Source organism: Streptomyces sp. NPDC059787 (assembly GCF_042732315.1).
Taxonomy (GTDB): domain Bacteria; phylum Actinomycetota; class Actinomycetes; order Streptomycetales; family Streptomycetaceae; genus Streptomyces; species Streptomyces atrovirens.
Map to the genome: position 1 here is coordinate 1 of NZ_JBHWHX010000080.1, position 21458 is coordinate 21458.

Here is a 21458-nt window from a genome sequence, read left to right on the forward strand (position 1 = left end):
AAACCCCCCCCAAACCCGCCGCCGGCTTCTTTTTTTTAAACTACCCGGGGCTGCCGCCGGCACCCCGCCCCGCCGGGGCGGCCCCCCCCCACCCCCGCGGGGGGGCCCCTCCCGCGTTCCGCGCGGGACACGTCCCGCGATACCCGATCGGAGTCCCGGCCACGTCCGGCTATGCTCGGGTAGGCAACATCGCCAGGGGCCCTTAGCTCAATTGGCAGAGCAGTGGACTTTTAATCCATTGGTTGTGGGTTCGAGTCCCACAGGGCCTACCTCCCGCAGGAGGGGCATACCGCCTCTGACCTGCTGCGCGGCGCTCGGATCGGCTTCGGCCGGCTCGGGCGCCGCGTCATTTCACGGGGCGCTCGTCCCGGTTCGGGTCGAGGAGCTGCACGGCGATCCCGGTGAGCACCAGGCCCGCCGCGATGAGGAGGCCGTCGGGGACGACGATGCCCGCGGCGAGCATGGTCACCCCGATGGCCAGCGCGCACCAGGCGCTCGTGCGCCGGTACTCGCGGGGGCGGGCCGGACGGCCTTCGGAGAGCGAGCGGACGAAACGGGGGTCCTCGTGTTCGAGACGGGCCGCGAGGTCGACCAGGCGCTCGTCGTCGGACTGGGGCACGGCTCCTCCTTCCCAGGGGGCGGCCGCCCGGTGACACCGCCGGCGGCCATCGCTCCGTGACGCCGGGGGCGTAAGAGGGTGAACCGTCGGCCTGCCGCGAACTCGGCCCGGTACAAGGGAGTTTGCCCTTGTGCCGACGTCGTCACCCGTCCGGTACGGCAGACTCCAGCGTCGCCCACCGCCACCGCCCGCGGCCATCCGTCGCGGGCCCCATCCGCCCTGGGGGCCACCGCGTATGCGGGCCGCCCGGCCGGCCGTGGTTCCGGGGAAAAATGGGGGCTGTCACCGATGGCGCGGGGACCGCGCGGCGCACACGCTGAGAGGGACGGCCCGCGCCGCGCCCCCGGTTCGCGGGCCGTCGGCTCCCCCGCACCGGGAGCCCGTGGCGAGCGGCCGACGGCGAGGAGGCGGTACGGGGTGCCCCTGTTCTGGCGGGTCTTCCTGCTGAACGCCGTCGTGCTCATCGTGGCCACGGCCCTGCTGCTGGGACCCGTCACGGTGTCCACACCGGTCCTGCTCACCGAGGCCGCGGTCCTCACGGTGGGGCTGGCCGCCATGCTCGTCGCCAACGCGCTGCTGCTCCGCGTGGGCCTCGCCCCGCTGCAGCGACTGACCCGCGCGATGACGACGACGGACCTGCTCCGCCCGGGACACCGCCCGGCGGTCGGCGGGCGCGGCGAGATCGCCGAGCTGATCACCACGTTCAACACCATGCTGGACCGGCTGGAGGACGAGCGCGCCACGAGCAGCGCCCGCGCCCTGTCCGCACAGGAGGCCGAGCGCCGGCGCGTCGCCCGCGAGCTGCACGACGAGGTCGGCCAGTCCCTCACCGCCGTACTGCTCCAGCTCAAGCGCGCCGCCGACCACGCCCCGCCCGACCTGCGTGAGGAACTGCGCCAGGTGCAGGAGACCACCCGGGCCGGTCTGGAGGAGATCCGGCGCATCGCCCGCCGGCTGCGCCCCGGGGTGCTGGACGAGCTGGGGCTGGCCAGCGCGCTCAAGGCCCTCGCCACCGAGTTCGGCGGGCCCGGTCTGAGCGTCCAGCACTGCCTCGACGGGGACCTGCCCGAGCTGGACCGGGAGACGGAACTGGTCATCTACCGGGTCGCCCAGGAGGGCCTCACCAACACCGCCCGCCACGCCCGGGCCCGCCGCGCCGAGCTCGCCCTGCGCCGCGCGCCCGGCGGTGTGGAACTCCGCGTCCGTGACGACGGCCGCGGCATCGGCGTCACCCCCGAGGGCGCCGGCATCCGCGGGATGCGGGAGCGCGCCCTGCTCGTCGGCGCCCGGCTGACCGTGGACCGCGCCACCGACGGCGGCACCGAGGTACGCCTGGCCGTCCCCGTCCCCGCCCGTTTCCCCGCGCACGCCCTCGTCCCCGTACGGGAAGCCACGCCCGTCCCCGTACGGGAAGCCACGCCTGTCTCCGTACGGGAATCCGCACCCGCCCCCGTACGGAAGTCCGCGCCCGCACACGCCCCGCCACCCCCGTGACCGACGCCCCTCGACCGGAAACGCTGGAACATGACCGACCCGGCCCCCACCCGCATCCTGCTCGCCGACGACCACGCGCTGGTCCGCCGGGGGGTTCGCCTCATCCTCGACGGCGAACCGGATCTGACCGTCGTCGCCGAGGCCGCCGACGGTGCCGAAGCCCTCGAACAGGCCCGTGAGCACCGCCCCGACCTTGCCGTCCTGGACATCGCGATGCCCCGGCGGACCGGCCTCCAGGCGGCCCGCGAGCTCTCCCGCACCCTGCCGGAGACCCGCATCCTCATCCTCACCATGTACGACAACGAGCAGTTCTTCTTCGAGGCGCTCGCCGCCGGGGCCTCGGGCTACGTCCTGAAGTCCGTCGCCGACCGCGACCTCGTCGAGGCCTGCCGCGCCACCATGCGCGGCGAGCCGTTCCTCTACCCCGGCGCCGTCAACGCCCTCATCCACAACTACCTCGACCTCGCGCGGGAGGGCCGCCCCCTGCCGGCCAAGGCGATCACCGACCGCGAGGAGGAGATCCTGAAGCTGGTCGCCGAGGGCCACACCTCGCAGCAGATCGCCGGTCTCCTCGTCATCAGCCCCAAGACCGTGGAGCGGCACCGCGCCAACCTGCTGGCCAAGCTCGGCCTGAGGGACCGCCTGGAACTCACCCGGTACGCCATCCGCGTGGGGCTGATCGAGCCCTGACCGGCAGACTGGACCCCCACACCTGCCCCACCCGGAGTACGCCGATGCCGCACCCGTACGTCCTGCTGTCCGCCGCCGTCTCCCTCGACGGCTACCTGGACGACACCGGCCCCGAGCGGCTGCTGCTGTCCGGCCCGGCCGACTTCGACCGGGTCGACGAGGTACGGGCGTCCGTGGACGCCATCCTGGTCGGCGCCGGCACGATCCGCGCCGACAACCCCCGGCTGCTGGTCAACTCGCCCGAGCGACGTGCCGCCCGCCTCGCCGACGGCCGGGCCGAGTACCCGCTCAAGGTCACCGTCAGCGGATCCGGCGACCTGGACCCGGCGGCCCGGTTCTGGCACACCGGCGGCGAGAAGGTCCTCTACACGACCGACGTGGGCGCCGAGCGTGCCCACGCCCTCGGCCTCGCCGCCGACGTCGTCCCGCTCGGCGCCGAGCTCGACTGGCGGCGGCTGCTGGAACACCTGCACGCCGAGCGCGGGGTGCGGCGGCTCATGGTCGAGGGCGGCGGCACGGTCCACACGCAGCTCCTCACCGAGGGGCTGGCCGACGAGCTCCAGCTGGTCCTCGCCCCGCTGTTCGTCGGCGATGCGGAGGCCCCCCGCCTCTTCGGCCCCGGCTCCTACCAGGGCGGCCGGCTGCGGACGGTCGAGACCCGCCAGGTCGGCGACGTCGTCCTGACGCGCTACGAACCCACCGCCCCCGGCACCGGCCCGCTGCCCTCCGCCGCCGACCACCACTGGCTGGCCCTCGCCTGCGAGCTGGCCGCCGAGTGCCCGCCCTCGGAGACGGCGTTCAGCGTGGGCGCGGTCGTGGTGGCCGCCGACGGTACGGAGCTGGCGCGCGGCCACTCCCGGGAGGGCACCGACCCGGTGGTGCACGCGGAGGAGGCCGCGCTCGCCAGGATCGACCCCACGGACCCCCGGCTCGTCACCGCCACCGTGTACTCCAGCCTGGAGCCCTGCGCCCGCCGCGCGTCCCGCCCTGCGCCCTGTGCCCGGCTGGTCCTGGACGCGGGGGTGCGGAGGGTGGTCACGGCCTGGCGCGAGCCGGACACGTTCGTGGCGGACGCCGACGGCAGCGGCGTGCTGGCGGACGGGGGCGCCACCGTCGTCGTCCTGCCGGAGCACGAGGACCGTGCCAAGGCACCCAACGGCCATCTGCTCGGCCGCTGAGACCGGGCCGCCGGTCATGGGTGTGCGCCATGTCCCGCTGATGGCGTACACTGGTCCTACCGACGCGGGGTGGAGCAGCTCGGTAGCTCGCTGGGCTCATAACCCAGAGGTCGCAGGTTCAAATCCTGTCCCCGCTACTGAAGGCCGAGGGCCGGAATCCAAAGGATTCCGGCCCTCGGTGTTTTCCGTTTCCCGCCCGTCGCCGCCCGCTCCCCGTTCTCACTCAATGTGAGCGATCCACCCCGCAGCGCATAACAACTGACGCACGGTCAGAAACCACCCGCCCCCCGAGACGGCCTGAGGTGCGGTCAACTCGCCCTTTTTTGGCCGCTCGTGACACTTAAGTCCCCCCGGGAATCGTTAACGATCAAGAGGAACGGCTTGGAATACGGCCCTCGCGTCTATTAACGTTCGATAACGCAGCGCGGTCGTCCCAGCCGTCACAGAAGGCGGCTCCGTGCGCACGCGCCGAATCCCGCGAGGGAACCGGGGAACCACCACCATGGGGTGAATCGCGTGGATACCGCCGTGGCAACACGGCTCGTATACGCGCGTAGGAGACCTTCCCGCTCCGAACCCGTCAGCTAACCCGGTAGGCGAAGACGGAAGGAAGGAGCGCGCCCACGTGGCGTCCAACCCGCCTGCCCCCGAGGCCCCGTTCAAGCCGAGCGACACCTTCGCCTATGGCGCCGGCCACACCGACGAGGGCCCCTTCGAGGAGTGGAACCCCACCGCGGAGTCCCTTCGTCCCGTACGCGGCCGGCATCGCGTCTCCAAGCAGCGCGGCGGAGGACTCGCCCGCAGCTCCACCGTCCTGGGCGTCGGCGTCATCGCCGCCGTCGGCGCCGGCGGCATGGCCAGCGCCCAGACCGGCAAGCCGCCGGTCTCGATCTCCATGCCCGACCTCCCCAACGTGGGTTCCCTCATCTCCGACGAGGAAACCCCCGAGGGATCGGCCACCCCCCTCAGCACCCTCGGCATGACCGCCGCCGACACCGAGCAGGGCACCTCCGGCGCCGGTGAGGCGCTGCGCACCCGGATCATGGCCCAGGTCGAGCAGCAGCAGAGCCAGGCCGAGACCAAGGCCGCCGCCGAGGCCGTCGCCGCCGCCGAGAAGCAGGCCGCCGAGGCCGCCGCCAAGGCGGAGAAGGAGGCCAAGGCCAAGGCCGAGGCCGCCAAGAAGAAGGCGGAGGAGGAGGCCAGGAAGAAGGCCGAGGCCGAGCGCCTCGCCGAGCTGGCCAAGCAGTACGCGCTGCCGACCTCCTCCTACACCATCTCCTCGACCTTCGGTCAGGCCGGCGCCTACTGGTCCTCCGGCCACCACACCGGCCTCGACTTCGCCGCCCCCACGGGCACCCTGCTCAAGGCCGTCCACACCGGCACGATCACCTCCGCCGGTTATGACGGCTCCTACGGCTACAAGACCGTGCTCACCCTCGACGACGGCACCGAGATCTGGTACGCCCACCAGTCCTCCATCAGCGTCAGCGTCGGCCAGAAGGTCAACACCGGCGATGTGATCGGCCGCGTCGGCGCCACCGGCAACGTCACCGGCGCCCACCTCCACATGGAGGTCCACCCCGACGGCTCCGCCTCGGGCATCGACCCGCTGGCCTGGCTGCAGAGCAAGGGCCTCACCGTCTGAGCGAGCGGGCCTCCACGCCCTGAACCCCGGCAGTCCCGGCGACGACCCCCCGACGTCAGGGCTGCCGGTCAGGTGTTTCCGGGGTGGTGCGGGTCCGTCAGGATCGGCGGGTGTTCGGGTCGTACGCGCCGTACGGGTACCCGTACGGCGGCTGTCCGTGCGGTGGATGCCCGTAGCCGCCGTACCCACCGTAGCCGCCGTATGCGCCGTACCCCGCCCAAGGCGCCGCGGCGGCCGGAACCCGGGGCACGGTCGCGCGGGCCGCGTGCTCCAGGGCCGGCCGGGCCGCTCCCCGCCGGTGCCACAGCTCCAGCAGCAGCTCGCGTTCCCGTGTGATGAAGTCCGTCCCCGCCCGCCCGAGCCGCCCCCGGTGCCGCAGGAACGCCAGCGACGTCGCGTACGCCTCGTACTCGGCGACCGACCGCGCCGCCGCCTTCCCACCGTGGCGGCGCGCGTACCGCCGGGCCAGGCGCCGAGCCCGCATCGAGCCCAGCGCGAACGGTCCCGCCGCGTCGATCCACCCGGCGGCCACGTACGCGGGCAGCTCCGTCCGTACGGTCCGCAGCTCCCGCTGCCGCGTCCACACCACCAGCCAGGTCAGCAGCCCGAACACCGGCACCATGAACGCCACGTACACCGCGAGGAAGCCGTACTGGCCGAGCGCCGAGGAGCCGTTCCACAGCGCGTGCACGCCCATCGCGAGGAGCAGCCCGCCCAGCGGCAGCAGCACGCGCCGGGCCCGCTGCCGGTCCGTGGACAGCGCGGCGATGCCGAAGCCGATCCCGGTGAGCACGGTGAACAGGGGATGCGCGAACGGCGACATCACGACACGGACGAAGAAGGTCGCCGCGGTGACCGAGGCGATGCCGCTGTCGCCGGTGAGCCGGTCGGTGCCGAAGGCGGTGCCGAGGTAGAGGATGTTCTCGGTGAACGCGAAGCCGGTGGCGGTGACCCCGGCTATCACCACGCCGTCGAGGATCCCGGTGAAGTCGCGTCTGCGGAACAGGAACACCAGCAGGACGGCCGCGGCCTTCGCGGACTCCTCCACCACCGGCGCTATGACGGTCGAGCCCAGGGTGTCGGCGCCGGTCGGGTCGGCGGTCGCCGTCGCTATCCACCGGGTGGCGAAGCTGTTCGCGACGATCGCCATCAGCGCCGCCGCGCAGGCACCCCAGGCGAAGGAGAACAGCAGGTTCCGCCAGGGTCCCGGATCGACCCGGTCCAGCCACCGGAAGGCGGCGACGAGAAGCGGCACGGGCAGGACGGCGAGGCCGAGCCCGACCAGGAACCCCTGCGTCCCGGTCTGCTCCCGCACCAGCGCGAGGATGACTAGCCCGGACAGGGCGAGCAGCGTGATCAGCGCGCCGTACCGCACCCAGGGCCGCTGCCACCAGTGCGCGTGCCGCGGCGCTCCGCCGGGAGGCGTCGGGTACGGGGGACTGATGGCCACGGGATCGACCCTAACGAGGCGGGGCTGTATCAATCAGGCTCGGTCTGCTGCCTGCTCGTCCCGCGGTACGCGGCGGAAGAGCACGTCGTTCACGACATGACCCTTCTCCAGTCCCTGCCCCTCGAAACGGGTGAGCGGCCGGAAGGCGGGACGCGGCGCGAAACCGCCGTCGGGCCGCGTGTTCTCGAAGGCGGGGTGCGCGGTGAGCACCTCCAGCATCTGCTCCGCGTACGGCTCCCAGTCGGTGGCGCAGTGCAGCACCGCCCCCGGTGCGAGGCGGGTCGCGGCGAGGGTGAGGAACTCCGGCTGGATCAGCCGCCGCTTGTGGTGCCGCTTCTTCGGCCAGGGGTCGGGGAAGTACACGCGCAGCCCGCCGAGGGAGCCGGGGGCGAGCATCTCGCGCAGCAGGATGATCGCGTCACCGTTGCCGACCCGTACGTTGGTCAGCCCCAGCCGGTCGGCGAGGTTGAGCAGATTGCCCTGGCCGGGGGTGTGGACGTCCACGGCGAGGATGTTGGTGGCCGGGTCGGCGGCGGCCATCCGCGCGGTGGCCTCGCCCATGCCGAAGCCGATCTCCAGGACGACGGGGTTGTCGTTGCCGAAGAACTCCGCGAGGTCGAGCCGCCGGCTGCCGTCGATGTCGAAGCCCCAGGCGGGCCACAGCCGCTGCAGGGCGTCCGCCTGCCCGGCGGTCACCCGGCTGCGCCGCGGCTGGAAGCTCCGGATCCGCCGCTCGAAGTGCGACCCGGCGGGATCGGCCTTGGGCCCGTCGGGAAACCGGGGCTCCCCCTTGGCCCGGGTATGCCGGACGGACACCCCGGGCGTGTGCGGCGAGTCCTGGCCGGGGGCGGGACGAAGGGCTTCGGAAGCGTTAGCGGTGTCAGACACAGTGCCTCCGATTTTACGGGGCCCGCGCACGGAGCCCCGGAACGGAATCCGGGGAGGCCCCGCGGGGGCGACAGGGCTGAGAGGTGCCCGGGGTTTTGGCCGGTACGGGCTTTCCCGAGGCCGGTTCCACCCCTGCCGGGGCCGGTTGTGGCTGAGTGCCGGGTCGCGGTTCGGAGGGCTCCCGCGGGGCGGCACGGTCGGGGGGTGCCCGGGGTTTTGGCCGGTGTGGTCCTTTCCGAGGCCGGGGGCGGCTGTGCGGTGTGCGTCAGGTCGTGGTTCGGGGCCGTGTGCTCGTCGGTGTTCCGTTCACCCGGTCAGGACGGTGCGGGCCCGTTCCTGGTCGCCGCCGTGGCCCCGTGCGCGGGAGCGGTGACGCCGGGGTCAGCGCTGCGCTGTCTCCAGCGCCGCCAGTGCTCGCCGCGCGACCTCGCGGCCGATCGGCAGGGACGCCGTCGCCGCCGGGGAGGGGGCGTTCAGTACGTGGACCGTGCGGGCGGTCTCCTGGATCAGGAAGTCGTCGGCCAGGGTACCGTCCCGCAGCACCGCCTGGGCCCGTACCCCGGCCGCCGCCGGCACCAGGTCGTCCTCCCGCACCGCGGGCAGCAGCCGGCGCACGGCCCGGGTGAAGGCCTGCCTGGACAGCGAGCGGTGCAGTTCGCCGGTGCCGTACCGCCAGTGGCGGCGGGCCAGCTGCCAGGAGCCCGGCCAGGCCAGGGTCGCCCCCAGCTCGCGCGGACGCACCGTGCGCCAGTCGTAGCCCTCGCGGGCCAGTGCCGGTACCGCGTTGGGGCCGACGTGGACGCCGCCGTCGATGCCCCGGGTGAGGTGGACGCCGAGGAAGGGGAACGCCGGGTCGGGCACCGGGTAGACCAGACCGCGCACCAGCTCCGGCCGGGCCAGCTCGTAGTACTCGCCGCGGAACGGCACGATCCGGGCGCCGGGCTCGTCGCCGGTGCGGCGGGCGATCTCGTCGCAGTGCAGACCGGCGCAGTTCACCAGCACCCGGCCGCGTACGACGTCGCCGCCGGCCGTCAGGACGGCGACTCCCCGCTCGGGCCGGCGGTCGACGCGTATCACCCGCGCCCCGTAGCGGATCTCCGCGCCCGCCGCCTGTGACGCCTGAGCGAGCCGGCGGGCCACCGCGGTGAAGTCGCAGATGCCGGTGGTGCCGACGTGGATGGCCGCCAGGCCGTCGACCTCCGGCTCGTACTCCGCGATCTGCGCGCCGCACAGCTCGCGGACCGCGATGCCGTTCTCCCGGCCGCGCTGGACCAGGGCGTGCAGCCGGGGCAGCTCCTCGCGGGTCGTGGCGACGATCAGCTTGCCCGTCACGGCGTGCGGGATGTCGTACTCCGCGCAGAACTTGACCATCTCCGCGGCGCCCGACACCGCGTACCGCGCCTTCAGCGAGCCGGGGCGGTAGTAGACGCCGCTGTGGATGACGCCGCTGTTGCGGCCCGTCTGGTGCCGGGCGGGTCCCGGCTCCTTCTCCAGCACCGCGACCCGCGTGCCCGGCGCCGCGCGCGTGAGCGCGTACGCCGTCGACAGGCCGACGATCCCGCCGCCGATCACCAGCACGTCGCAGTCGTACGACCGCCCCGTCACCACCCGCACCACCTCCCGCGTCCGATAGTGCACTGCGCCACTGACAACGCCTTCAAACCCGAAAGGCGGGTTCTCGGCGCGGATCGGGTCAGGCGGTCGTCATCAGCAGCGGGCGGGCGCGTTCACGCAGTTCGACCACGCGGGGTTCGTCGCCGTAGGGCTCCAGACGGTGCAGGAGGTCCCTGACGTACTCGGTGGTGCGGACGGACGAGATGCGGCCCGCGACCTCCACCGCGCGGACGCCCTGCTCGCAGGCCGCGTCCAGGTTGCCCGACTCCAGTTCGGCGACCGCCGAGACGACCAGCCGCAGTCCGTGCGAGCGCACGAACTCCTCCGTCGGACTGGACAGCGCCTGCTCGGTGAAGCGGCGGACCTGGCGGGGCGCCTTCAGGTCGCGGTAGCACTCCGCGGCGTCGGCGGCGAAACGGTCGTAGGAGTAGAAGCCGAGCCAGGTCGGGTCGCTGTCGCCGGGGCGGGAGCGTTCCAGCCAGCTCTCCGCCGACTTCAGGGCGGCACCGGCCGCCTGGGCGTCCCCCGCGCGTGCGTGCGCGCGTGCCTCGACGAGGCGGAAGAAGCTCAGGGTGCGGGCGGTGGCCAGGCCCCGGTTGCGCTCCAGCGCGGCCTGGGCGAGGTCCACGCCCTCGTCGCCGAAGCCGCGGTAGGTCGCCTGCAGCGACATCGAGGCGAGCACGTAACCGCCCAGGGGGACGTCGGCCGCCGCGCGGGCCAGGCGCAGGGCCTGGATGTAGTAGCGCTGGGCGGCCTCCTGCTGGCCCGTGTCGAAGGCCATCCAGCCGGCCAGGCGGGTGAGTTCGGCCGCCGCGCCGAAGAGGGAGCGGCCGACGTCGTCGGAGTAGGAGCCGAGCAGCAGCGGGGCCGCCTCGACCCTCAGGCATTCGGGGACCATCGACGAACGCCAGTCCCCTCCGCCGTACTTGGAGTCCCAGCGCCGGGCGTCCTCGGCGGCCTCCCGCAGTTTCCGCACATCGCTGTGGCCGACTTTGGACGGTGCGCCGGAGCCGTCGGCGGGGTTCGCCTCACGCGCCACCGAGCTGTCGGCCGGGGTTATCAGCCAGCGTGATGCGGGCGTCGCGTACGCGCTCACCGCGAACGATCCGGCGAGCGACTGCCAGATGCCGCCGGAGCCGGCTCTGCGGCCCGCCAGGTCCAGCCGGTACAGCTCCGTGGCGGAGCGCACCGCCTGTCCGACGTCACGGGGGAAGGCGAGGCCCACCTCGGGTGCGGGGTCCGCGTCCGCCAGGCCGATCTCGTGGAGCGGCACCGGACGGCCCAGCTTCTGGCCGATGGCGGCGGCGATCAGGTGCGGGGCGGCGCCCTGCGGCACCATGCCCTTCGACACCCAGCGCGCCACCGACGTCTTGTCGTAGCGAAGTGTCAGTCCTCGCTGGGCGCCAAGGTCGTTGACGCGTCGCGCGAGGCCTGCGTTGGAGATTCCCGCGAGGGCGAGAACGGCGCCGAGCTTTTCGTTCGGCCCGCGTTGCTCCCTGGACATGCGCCACCCCTCGACACAGACGGCTGCCGCGCTGGCATAACCACGCGGCATTCGTAAACCCAGCGTAGTTCGCCGCATCCCAAGCGTTAAGGGGCATTCTTCCGGATGGCGGGATTGTGGTCCGTACTGAAGTACGGGTCCGATACGCGCAGTTGCGGCGCGCTCCCGGTGTGTGGCCGTGCGCCTGTGTGTGCGCTCTTCTCCGGCCATCGCGGGAGCGGTTCCATGGTCGGTGCGTGGGTCGGCCCGCTGTACTGGATCCAGTGGGCTGGGGGACACCGCCGCCTACATCCCCGCGGGCGGCGGAACGGTCCGGGAGGCGTGTCCCGTCTCCCGGACCGCGCGACCGCCCAGCGGTGCGCAGAGCCTGTACGGAGCGTGTTCGAGGCTGGCCTCACCGCTCCGATTTGGCCGAAAATAGACCCCACTCTTTCGGGTGTATCACTGCTTCTACGCTGGTAGTTGACGGCGCGTTGGGGGTTCAAGGGGCGCGCTATGGGGGCGCATTCGCGTCGTGATGACGTGGCCGGTCGCGCGGCGCCGGTACGGTGACTCCTCTGTGGCGGGCGCCCGTCCGGGCGGGGCGGGTGTCTCCGCCGGGGCGCATCCGACGGAGCGCGTACGGCTCCGGCACCCCTCCTGAGCGCCTCCTTCATGGCAGCATGGGGAACCGGTTCGTACGGTGCACTGGTTGTCCACAGCATGTGGAGGCGGCGATGCGGTGGTTGGTGGGATGGAGCAGCACCGCCGCGGGCGCCACGGGGTTCGGCCCCACCGGCTCCGCCGGCGCCACCGGGGTGGACGGCGAGACCGTGCACCCCGTGGGATCCCAGCTGCTGTGGGGTGACCCCGACCCGCTCTGGGCGGTCGGCGACTGGCGCCCCGACGAGGTACGGGTGGTCAAGGCCGACGAGCAGACCCGGATCGCCGTCCTCGGCACGTGCGGGGCCTCCGACGAGCAACTGCGCGTCGCGCTGTTCGCCGCGCGGGGCGGGGCGCTGCGGCACCTGACCGCCTGGCCGGGGAGCTACACGGCGGTCGTGCAGGTGGGACGCCGGGTCACCGTCTGCGGCGATCTCGCCGGTGCCCGGCCGGTCTTCCACACCCCCTGGGCGGGCGGCACCGCGTACGCGACCGCCGCGCTGCCGCTCGCCGACCTCATCGAGGCCAACCTCGACTTCGGACACCTCGCCGCGCTGCTCGCCGCCCCCGACGTACCGGCCGCGCTCCACGACTCCACCCCGTACGACGGCGTGAAACGCATTCCGCCGGGGCATGCGCTGATCCTGCGCGCCGGGGCGCGCGAGATCGCCGGGTACGAACCCGTCGCCTCGCTCGCCGTTGCCGCGCCGCCCGCCGACCCCGACCACGCGGTGGACGCCGTGCGGGACGCGCTGGTCGAGGCCGTACGGACACGGCTGGCCGCGCCCCGGCACGTTCCCGGCGCCGGTATCGACCCCGGGCCCGTACCCGGGATGGGGCCCGCCGAGCGGCGGGCGGCCCGGGGGACGCCCGTGCCGGGCATCGGGGCCGATCTGTCCGGCGGGCCGGCGTCCGGGGCGCTGGCGCTGCTGGCCGCGGGACTGCCCGGGATGCCGGGGACCGTGCTGGGGCACGGGACGGGGGCGGGGGAGCGGCTGCTGGCCGTCACCTTCAACGACCTCGCCGGTGGGTCCGGTGGGGTACGGGACGACGACGAACTGTCGCGGGCGGGGGCACTGGCCGCCAATCCGCGGCTGCACCACGTGGTGGTGGCCGGGGAGGCGTCGACGCTTCCGTACGTCGATCTGGACGGGCCGCTGACGGACGAGCCCGGGCCCTCGCTGGTGTCGGCCGCGCGGCACCGGGCGCGGCTGGCGGCGGGAAGCGCGGATCACTTCACCGGGTACGGGGCGAAGCAGGTGCTGGACGCGCATCCGGCGCGGCTGGCCGATCTGCTGATGGACCGCAAGCGGCGGCATCTGGTGCGGCCGGTGGCCGCGCTGGCGAAGGCCGACGGGTCCGTGATGGTGCCCGCGCGCGTGTACGCCGCCGCTCGGCGGCTGGCGCGCACGCCGTACCGGGCGGGGCTGGAGTCGCTCGCGGAGCGGCTGTTGCAGCGGCGGCTGGACGACGACGGGCCCGGGGGCGCGGCGGATGCCTCGCTGGCCGCGCTGACCTGGGGGAGACCCGGGCCGGCGGCGCGCTGGCTGACGGGTGAGGCGCTGGCTGAAGTATCGGTTCGTCTGCAGGCGTCGACGCGGCGGTCCGAGGTGGGGCCGGGGCAGCGGCCCGGCGATTTCCGGGCGCGGGCGGCGCTGGCCCGGCACGCGGCGGATCTGCGGGTGCTGGAGCAGGCGGCCGAGATCCGCTCCCAGCGGCTGCACGCGCCGTTCCTCGACAACCAGGTCGTGCGGGCGTGCCGGGCGCTGCCGGAGGCGCTGCGGGTGCAGCCGGGGGCGCGGGCGTCGATCCTGCGGTCGGTGCTGGAGGGGGCGGGGGTGCGGGAGCTGCCGGCGGGCTGGGGGGCGCCGGGGGCGGCCGGTCCTGCGGTCGCGGCGCGTACGGGGCTGCGGGTGGCGGCGGACTCGCTGGTGGCGCTGTTCGACACGCCGCTGCTGGCGGAGGCGGGGCTGGTCGAGGCGCGGGTGGTGCGCAAGGCCCTGCGGGGCGCGGCGGAGGGCGAGCCGCTGCCGCTGGACGGCCTGGCGGATCTGGTCGCCCTGGAGGTGTGGCTGCGCCGCCTGCTGGCCCGCAGGGGAACCTGCTGGACAGGCACCCCGGCCCGCCAACGCGCGGTCCCGGGCGGAATCGCCCCCCAACGCGGCGCCCTCGGCGCCGGCACAGCCGGCACCCGCTGAGGTTCACCTGCGGCGCGGGGCTCGGTCCGGCGGGCGGGATGGTTGCGGCGCGGGGTTCGGTCCGGTGGGCGGGATGCCTGCGGCGCCTGTGCGGCTCGGGTGGGGGCTTGGGTAGCGCCTGCGGTCGGTGGGTGGGTCGGGGCCGGGTCGGGGGTGTCCGTCCTCGGACTGGCGCGGAACAGGTCACTTGGAGGGGTGGGCGGCGCGGACGCGCCAGCCGCTGCGGGCGGCCACCCCCGCCCCGTCCCCTTCCCGCCGTACGCGACTGCCTACCCCGCCCCGCCGCCCCCGCGATCCGCGGGCAGCCGTGCCGCATGCCCCGCCGCTCCCGCGGGCAGCCGCCACCGTCGCCCCCGCTCCCGCGGGCAGCCGCCACCGTCGCCCCCGCTCTCCGCGGGCAGCCGTGCCGCATACCCCGCTCTCCGCGGGCAGTCGTGCCGCTGGGGCGGCACGGGTGGGCGCGACGGCACCCCGTAAGCGCCGGGCTGCGCGAACCACCCCCGGCCCACACCCACGCCGGGGCACCCGTAACGCGCGCCGGGCCATGCAATCCCCGGCGGATACCAGCACGGGGCACCCCGGAAGGCACCGGGTCACGCAGACCCACCCCTGGCCCGCACCCACGCCGGGCCGCACGAACCCCCGGCTCACACCAACGCCGGGGCACCCACGAGGCGCTGGGGCCGCAGCCCCACCGGCACCGCCGAGCACCCCCTACGCCGGGCGTGAACGCAACCCCTCCAGCAAAATGTCCAGCAGCCGCGCCGACGCCGCAGCCTGCTGCGCCGCATCCGGCAGGGACGGCGCCGCCGTCGCGATCACCAGCAGGACGTCGGACACCGACACGTCCGGCCGAAGCTCGCCCGCGGCCCGCGCCCGGTCCACCAACTGCCCGACGACGTCCAGCAGCTGCGCCGCCCCCGCGTCGTCCTCCGCCGCCACAGCCACCGGCGCCTCCGACACCAGCCGCAGCTCACCCGCCCCCGCCGCCTGCGTCCGCTGCTGCGGCAACCGCGCGTGGTCCGGCAGCCCGTGCTCCTCCGCCACACCCACCCGCAGCACCTGCGGCGGCAGCAGCCGCCCCGCGCCGGAGGCGACCGACGTGCGCAGGAAACGGGACAGCGCCGACCACGGCTCGTCCTCCTGGCCGAGCGCCGCCCGCGCCTGGTCGGTCAGCCGGGAGGTCTCCTCCTCGGCGATCCGCCGCACCAGGACGTCCTTGCTCGGGAAGCGCCGGTACACCGTGCCCACGCCGACCCGTGCCCGGCGTGCCACGTCCTCCATCGGCGCGCCGTAGCCCAGCTCGCCGAAGACCTCCCGCGCGGCACGCAGCACGTGCTCCAGATTGCGCTGGGCGTCCACGCGCAGCGGTGTCGTGCGCGCCCCGCCCGGGCGTCCGCCGCCCGTGGGCGCGCTCATCGTCGCGCCGGCCGCGAGAGCGGAAGACCAATGAGAGTCCTGAACATGCATATGTATTCCCCCGGTAATGACGTCTCCCCCCGGAGACTTCTCCCCGCCATTGATGTCCGGGGCGTGTGGAACAGGTCCGGCTTGTCGGTCCCGCCCGTCGCGAGCCCGATGAGCGCATCCCCCTACACCCCGTCGACAGACGAACATAGTTGAGAGGGAGTCAATTCAGAAGGGGCAGGTTCCGCACGGAGCGCCCCTCGATCGGAGTACGGGTCGTATACGTCCTGAATGTACCCCCGAGTGAAGGCAGGCCCACCACTGCTGACCTGGGGGAATTCCGGCAGGGTCGGTGAATCGGCCAACCCGGTGCGCGCGGGCCCTCCGGTCACACAATTCGTCGGGGCTGTGGACAAACGCAAGCGGCGGGTGCGTCATGGGATGGTGAAGGAACGTGCGCGCATTCTCGTTGTCGGCGGCGGCTACGTCGGGATGTACACGGCCCTGCGCCTCCAGCGGAGGCTGAAACGGGAACTCGGGCGGGGCGAGGCCGAGATCACGGTCGTCACCCCGGATCCGTACATGACGTACCAGCCCTTCCTCCCCGAAGCGGCCGCCGGTGCCATCTCCCCTCGCCACGTCGTCGTACCGCTGCGTCGTGTGCTCGGCCGGTGCCACGTCGTCATCGGCGAGGCCACCCGTATCGACCACGCAGAACGCACCGCCACCGTCAGCACGCTCGCCACCGGCGAGGAGGGCACGGGAGGGCGGCGGATCGCGTACGACGAACTGGTGCTCGCGCCCGGCTCCGTGTCGCGCACCCTCCCGATCCCCGGCCTCGCCGACCACGCCATCGGCTTCAAGACGGTGGAGGAGGCCATCGGCCTGCGCAACCACGTGCTGGAGCAGATGGACATCGCGTCCTCCACACGGGACCCGGCCATCCGGGACGCCGCCCTGACCTTCGTCTTCGTCGGCGGCGGCTACGCGGGCGTCGAGGCGCTCGGCGAGCTGGAGGACATGGCCCGCTACGCCGCGCGGTACTACCACAACATCCGGCCCGAGGACATGAAGTGGATCCTCGTCGAGGCGTCCGGGCGGATCCTGCCCGAGGTCGGGGAGGAGATGGGCCGGTACACCGTCACCGAGCTGCGCCGGCGCAACATCGACGTACGTCTCGAGACACGGCTGGAGTCCTGCGCCGACCGTGTCGCCGTGCTCAGCGACGGGTCACGCTTCCCCACGCGTACGGTCGTGTGGACCGCCGGCGTCAAACCGCATCCCGTCCTCGCCGCCACCGACCTGCCGCTGAACGGACGAGGGCGGCTGAAGTGCACCGCCGAGCTGGCCGTGGACGGGGCCGCGCACGCGTGGGCCGCCGGGGACGCCGCCGCCGTCCCCGACGTCACCGCGCGGGAGCCGGGGCGGGAGTGCGCCCCCAACGCGCAGCACGCGCTCCGCCAGGCGCGGATCCTCGGCGACAACGTCGTCCACTCCCTGCGGGGCGAACCGCTGGAGACCTACGCCCACAAGTACGCCGGTTCCGTCGCCTCCCTCGGGCTGCACAAGGGTGTCGCCCAGGTGTACGGGCGCAAGCTCAAGGGCTACCCCGCCTGGTTCATGCACCGGACCTACCACCTCAGCCGGGTCCCGACCTTCAACCGCAAGGCGCGGGTCGCCGCCGAGTGGACGCTCGCCGGGCTCTTCAAACGGGAGGTCGTCTCGCTCGGGTCACTCGAGCATCCCCGTGCGGAGTTCGAACTGGCGGCCGGTGGAAAGCCTTCTCAGGACCCCCCGCACAACCCGAAAGGGTCGTCCTGACCGGACCCAGGAACTCCAGCGGCCGGACCGGCGTCTGACGGATGTCGGCCCGGCCGGCACCCTGCCAGACTGGTCCACCACCGCGGGCGGGCCCCCGCCCACCCCGGTGCGGCCCCCGGGGCCCCGGCCGGTCCCGGTTTCCGGCCGCCGACAACTACACGAGGCAAGGATTCGTGAACTTCACGCGCTGGAGCGCCCGGCTCCCCGGAACGCAGCGCCGCGCCGCAGCGCGGAACGAGCAGGCGGTCTCCCCGGACCGGCGGGGAGAGGGCTCCGTGCCCGGGGCCCGCGCCGAACAACTCACCGACGACGTGCGGCCCGTGCCCGCCGTCGACGATCTCGGGGTGCGCGAGGTCCTGGACCACGTCCCCTCCCTCGTCGCCCTGGTCCACGGCCCCGACCACCGCATCGCCTACGTCAACGACGCCTACACGGCGGCCTTCGGCGCCCGCCCGATCGGCGCCCCCGCGCGCGGAGCCCTCCCCGAGCTGGAGGCACTCGGTCTGCTGCCCCTCCTCGACCAGGTCCTGCGCAGCGGAAAGCCCCGCACGGTGAAGTCCCGCAAGGCCCCCGACGGCCGCTCCTACACCTTCACCTGCACCCCGGTCACCGAGGGCGAGGGCCGCGGGGTGCTCGTCTTCGCCACCGACGTCACCGACCACGCCGAGGCCGCCGAACGCCTGCGCGCCAGCGAACGCCGCCAGCGCGAGACCGCCGTCACCCTCCAGCGCTCCCTCCTCCCCCAGGAACTGGAGGAGCCCGACGACCTGCGCGTCGCCGCCACCTACCACCCCGGCGGCACCGAGGCCGCCGTCGGAGGCGACTGGTACGACGTGATCACCCTGGGCGGCGGCCGCACCGCCCTCGTCATCGGCGACGTCATGGGACGAGGGGTGCGCGCGGCGGCGGTCATGGGCCAGCTCCGTACGGCCGTACGGGCCTACGCGCGGCTCGACCTCCCGCCGCACGAGGTGCTCCAGCTCCTCGACGGCCTCGCCATGGAGATCGACGCCAACCAGATCGCCACCTGCGCCTACGCCATCCACGACCCCAACGAGGGCAGCCTGGTGTACGCCTCCGCCGGCCACCTGCCCATCCTGGTCCGCGACGAGAACGGCACCGTCCGGCGCGCCGACGAACCGACCGGCCCCCCGCTCGGCACCGGCGGCTGGATGCACGCGTCCGGCTCCGTCCCCCTCACCCCCGGCTCCACCGCCGTCCTCTACACGGACGGCCTGGTCGAGCGGAGGAACGAGGACCTGGACGAGGGCATCGCCGCCCTGGAACGCGCCCTGGCCGGAGCCACCGGCAGCCCCCAGGTCGTCTGCGACCGCCTGGTCCGCTCGGCCGGCGTCACCCCGGACCACGACGACGACGTCGCCGTCCTGGTCCTCCAGCACCCCGCCCGCAAGGGCGCGGAGGGCGAGCTCTTCCGCAACGCCGCGCTGGAGCTGCTCGGCGGGGTCGAGGCGGCCCCCCGTGCGCGTGCCTTCGCCTCCGGTGTGCTGACCAGCTGGCGCTTCCCTGTCGAGCTGCACGACCTGGGCGTCCTGGCCACCAGCGAACTGGTCGCCAACTCCCTCCAGCACGGCACACCGCCCATGCGGCTGCGGCTGCGCCGCACCGACCGCCGCCTGATCATCGAGGTCACCGACGGCGACGACCACCTGCCGAGGCGCCGCCGCGCGGAACCCGGCGACGAGTCCGGCCGGGGCATCGCCATCGTCGCGACGATCGCCTCCGGCTGGGGCAGCAGACGCACCCCGGGCGGCGGCAAGGCGGTCTGGTGCGAGTTCCTCCTGCCGAAGCCGAAGCCGAAGACGCCCGGCTCGTAGCAGAGCCGGGCGTACGGGGTCGGTGTATGAGGCTGGGCGTATGGAGGTGGGGCAGAGGCGCGTGGATCAGGCGTGCGCCGGAGCCTGGCCCGCTGCCGCGCCGCCCTGCACCACCACACGGCTCCGCGCCACCGACGGCTGGTCCTGCACGTCCGTGAGGTGCCGTCCGAGCCGCACCGCCAGCACCGTGATGCCCAGCGAGAACAGCAGGAAGATCACGACGTACGGCCCGTGCAGCGAGGCACCCAGCGGCCCGCCCACCGCCGGCCCCACGGCCAGCGCGAGCTGCTTCACCAGGGCGAACGCCGAGTTGTACTGCCCCGCCATCCCGGTCGGCGCGAGATCGGCGACCAGCGGCGCGAGCGTCGGCGACAGCATCGCCTCACCGAGCCCGAACAGCGCGTACGTCGAGATGAACGCGGCGGTCGCCATCGTCTGGCTGCCGTTCCCCAGACCCGCGTACCCGGCCACGGCCCACGCCACGGCCCAGATCAGCCCCACGGACGCGATCACGCGCGAGCGCTTGCGCCGCTCGACGAACCGCAGCACCGCGAACTGCGCGACCACGATCATCAGGGTGTTCGCGGCCAGCGCCGTCCCCAGCGCGGAGGTGGAGATCCCGGCGGCCTCGACGCCGTACGCGCTCAGCCCCGACTCGAACTGTCCGTAGCAGGCGAAGAACAGCACGAAGCCCAGCACACACAGCTGCACCATGGCCCGGTTGCCCAGCAGCTGCTTCCAGCTGCCCTTGGCCGACTGCGCCGGAGCGCCCCCGACGCGCGGCGCGTGCGGCATCCGCGCCGTCGCCATCACCACGGCCAGCAGCAGGAACATCGCCGCCTCGATCGCGAAGAGGAGGACGAAAGAGCTCGCTTCCGTGGGATCCACGAGGTGGCCGCCGATGAGACCGCCGACGCCGAGCCCGAGGTTCTGCAGGAAGAACTGCGTGGCGAACGCCCGCGACCGGTTCTCCATGGTCGAGCAGTCCACGATCATCGTCGCGAGCGCCGGCTGCATCACCGCCTGCCCGGCGCCCAGCGCCGCCGCCGACAGCAGCACGGTCGCCGCACCACTCGACAGGCCCAGGCTCAGCGCCCCGACCGCGGCCGTGACCAGGGCGACGAGCAGCACCGGCAGCGGGCCGCGCCGGACGATCGCCCGTCCGGCGAACGGCAGCACGATCAGCGCGGCCACGGCGAAGACGGCGAGTACGAGACCCGCCGTCATGGCTCCCAGCCCTCGCACCTGCGCCACATAGACGTACAGGTACGGAACCGTGAAGCCCAGCCCGAACGCGCTGAGTGCGTTGCCCACGTGGATCCGGCGCATCGCCGCGCCCATCTCCCTGGTCACGTTCACCTCTCTCAAACAAGTAGTTAGGAGTGAAGACTTAGAAGCTAAAGTTCGATGCTAAAGGCTACACAGTGAAGGACTTCAAGGCAAAGGAGGGGCGTGCCATACTGCGGCCATGGGCGATACCTCCGGCCTCGGCGAGCCGACACTCGAAGAGCAGATCGCCGCGTACCAGCGCGAGTTCCAGGACCTCGACCCCCAGGTCGAGAAGATCGTCAACGCGCTGTCCCGCCTGAACCGCCGCATGAACGTGGCCTATGGCCGTCAGACCGCCGAGCTCGGCATCACCAACGCCGACTGGGAGGTCCTCAAGGCCCTCGTCCTCTCCGGCGCCCCGTACCGCATGGGTCCCGGCGACCTCGCCAAGCGCCTCGGCCTGACCCCGGCCGCCATGACCCACCGGATCGACCGCATGGTCACCGAGGGGCTGGTCGACCGGGAGCGGGACGAGAACAACCGGGTCCGCGTGATCGTGGAGCTGACCTCCGCCGGCCGCGAGAAGTGGCTCGAGGCGATGCGCCTGGCCACCGTCTTCGAGGAGGACCTCCTCCAGGACCTCGACCCGGGCGAGCGGGCGACGCTGGGTGAGGTCCTCACCCGCCTCCTGCGCCGGGTGGAACACGCCCAGCCGGACGCCGGCGGACGCCTCAGCGACCTGGACTGAAAAATCTTGGCCGGGGGCTGTTGACAGCCACCTCTCCGATCCGTAAGGTTCTTCGGGTTGCCACGGAGCCGTAACGGTTCTTCGGCAGCACCTTCCGCCGCATCAGCGGCACTCAAAACCCCAGCACGACCTCCCAGTGGGAACGATTTCGGCGTGCCCGAATTCAATTCCAACCCTCGATTTGAGGAACACGGAGAGAGTCCGCTAAGGTTTGAGACGTCGGAACGGCCCAACGGCCGGGAAGACAGCCCGCTCTGACCGGGAATCAGGCCCGAAAGGATCTGATAGAGTCGGAACCGCCGGAAAGGGAAACGCGAAAGCGGAACCCCGGAAAGCACCGAGGAAATCGGTTCGGAAAGATCTGATAGAGTCGGAAACGCAAGACCGAAGGGAAGCGCCCGGAGGAAAGCCCGCGAGGGTGAGTACAAAGGAAGCGTCCGTTCCTTGAGAACTCAA

General features: G+C 73.3%; 15 protein-coding genes, 2 tRNA genes and 1 riboswitch. Of the genes, 10 read left to right on the top strand and 7 right to left on the bottom strand.

Translation table 11 applies throughout. The features are described from left to right. Window positions 1–196 precede the first annotated feature (196 nt). Window positions 197–269 (top strand) — tRNA-Lys (locus tag ACFV5H_RS36595). 77 nt (window positions 270–346) lie between these two features. Here ACFV5H_RS36595 and ACFV5H_RS36600 read toward each other — a convergent pair. Then, window positions 347–619: a DUF3040 domain-containing protein gene (locus ACFV5H_RS36600; protein WP_385058492.1), complete on the bottom strand. Its 273-nt coding sequence runs from the start codon at window positions 617–619 to the stop codon at window positions 347–349. Between the two features lie 417 nt (window positions 620–1036). On the opposite strand from ACFV5H_RS36600, the gene ACFV5H_RS36605 reads away from it, so the two are divergent. The 5 genes from ACFV5H_RS36605 to ACFV5H_RS36625 all read left to right on the top strand — a co-directional run bounded on the left by ACFV5H_RS36605 (window position 1037) and on the right by ACFV5H_RS36625 (window position 5626). Continuing rightward, window positions 1037–2113, top strand: coding sequence for a HAMP domain-containing sensor histidine kinase (locus tag ACFV5H_RS36605; protein ID WP_385199048.1), 1077 nt, complete (start codon window positions 1037–1039; stop codon window positions 2111–2113). Between the two features lie 30 nt (window positions 2114–2143). Further along, a complete protein-coding gene (locus tag ACFV5H_RS36610) occupies window positions 2144–2803 on the top strand; it encodes a response regulator (protein WP_385058495.1) in 660 nt (219 codons plus the stop codon). 44 nt (window positions 2804–2847) lie between these two features. Further along, the gene (locus ACFV5H_RS36615) at window positions 2848–3981 is read left to right on the top strand and encodes a dihydrofolate reductase family protein (protein ID WP_385199049.1); all 1134 of its coding nucleotides are present in this window, start codon (window positions 2848–2850) and stop codon (window positions 3979–3981) included. Window positions 3982–4044: 63 nt separating this feature from the next. Beyond that, window positions 4045–4118 (top strand) — tRNA-Met (locus ACFV5H_RS36620). Between the two features lie 319 nt (window positions 4119–4437). Then, a riboswitch (cyclic di-AMP (ydaO/yuaA leader) is annotated at window positions 4438–4595 on the top strand. Between the two features lie 11 nt (window positions 4596–4606). Further along, window positions 4607–5626 (top strand): M23 family metallopeptidase, encoded by a 1020-nt coding sequence (locus tag ACFV5H_RS36625; RefSeq protein ID WP_385058499.1) that lies wholly within the window; start codon window positions 4607–4609, stop codon window positions 5624–5626. Between the two features lie 97 nt (window positions 5627–5723). On the opposite strand, the gene ACFV5H_RS36630 is transcribed toward ACFV5H_RS36625, so the two are convergent. From ACFV5H_RS36630 to ACFV5H_RS36645, 4 genes are all read right to left on the bottom strand, one after another. After that, window positions 5724–7076 (bottom strand): PrsW family intramembrane metalloprotease, encoded by a 1353-nt coding sequence (locus tag ACFV5H_RS36630; protein WP_385199050.1) that lies wholly within the window; start codon window positions 7074–7076, stop codon window positions 5724–5726. A 33-nt stretch (window positions 7077–7109) separates the two neighbouring features. Continuing rightward, window positions 7110–7964, bottom strand: a complete 855-nt coding sequence (trmB, locus tag ACFV5H_RS36635; protein WP_385199052.1) for a tRNA (guanosine(46)-N7)-methyltransferase TrmB — start codon at window positions 7962–7964, stop codon at window positions 7110–7112. Between the two features lie 381 nt (window positions 7965–8345). Continuing rightward, complete coding sequence (gene lhgO, locus ACFV5H_RS36640; protein WP_385199053.1) at window positions 8346–9602, bottom strand: L-2-hydroxyglutarate oxidase; 1257 nt, start codon at window positions 9600–9602, stop codon at window positions 8346–8348. Between the two features lie 55 nt (window positions 9603–9657). Continuing rightward, window positions 9658–11082: an MFS transporter gene (locus ACFV5H_RS36645; protein WP_073933464.1), complete on the bottom strand. Its 1425-nt coding sequence runs from the start codon at window positions 11080–11082 to the stop codon at window positions 9658–9660. Window positions 11083–11798: 716 nt separating this feature from the next. On the opposite strand from ACFV5H_RS36645, the gene ACFV5H_RS36650 reads away from it, so the two are divergent. Then, window positions 11799–13922, top strand: a complete 2124-nt coding sequence (locus tag ACFV5H_RS36650) for an asparagine synthase-related protein (RefSeq protein WP_385199055.1) — start codon at window positions 11799–11801, stop codon at window positions 13920–13922. Between the two features lie 714 nt (window positions 13923–14636). Here the strand turns inward: ACFV5H_RS36650 and ACFV5H_RS36655 are convergent. Beyond that, window positions 14637–15392, bottom strand: a complete 756-nt coding sequence (locus ACFV5H_RS36655; RefSeq protein ID WP_385199057.1) for a TetR/AcrR family transcriptional regulator — start codon at window positions 15390–15392, stop codon at window positions 14637–14639. A gap of 378 nt (window positions 15393–15770) precedes the next feature. On the opposite strand from ACFV5H_RS36655, the gene ACFV5H_RS36660 reads away from it, so the two are divergent. Both ACFV5H_RS36660 and ACFV5H_RS36665 read left to right on the top strand, forming a co-directional pair. Next, entirely contained in the window at window positions 15771–17150 is a 1380-nt protein-coding gene (locus tag ACFV5H_RS36660) for an NAD(P)/FAD-dependent oxidoreductase (RefSeq protein ID WP_385199059.1), read from the top strand. 173 nt (window positions 17151–17323) lie between these two features. Beyond that, on the top strand, window positions 17324–18985 hold the full coding sequence (locus ACFV5H_RS36665; protein WP_385059071.1) for a SpoIIE family protein phosphatase: 1662 nt from the start codon (window positions 17324–17326) through the stop codon (window positions 18983–18985). Between the two features lie 66 nt (window positions 18986–19051). Here the strand turns inward: ACFV5H_RS36665 and ACFV5H_RS36670 are convergent, their stop codons facing one another. After that, window positions 19052–20326: an MFS transporter gene (locus ACFV5H_RS36670; protein WP_385199060.1), complete on the bottom strand. Its 1275-nt coding sequence runs from the start codon at window positions 20324–20326 to the stop codon at window positions 19052–19054. A gap of 127 nt (window positions 20327–20453) precedes the next feature. Here ACFV5H_RS36670 and ACFV5H_RS36675 point away from each other — a divergent pair, with 127 nt between their 5' ends. Beyond that, on the top strand, window positions 20454–21002 hold the full coding sequence (locus ACFV5H_RS36675; RefSeq protein WP_385059073.1) for a MarR family winged helix-turn-helix transcriptional regulator: 549 nt from the start codon (window positions 20454–20456) through the stop codon (window positions 21000–21002). Window positions 21003–21458 lie beyond the last annotated feature (456 nt).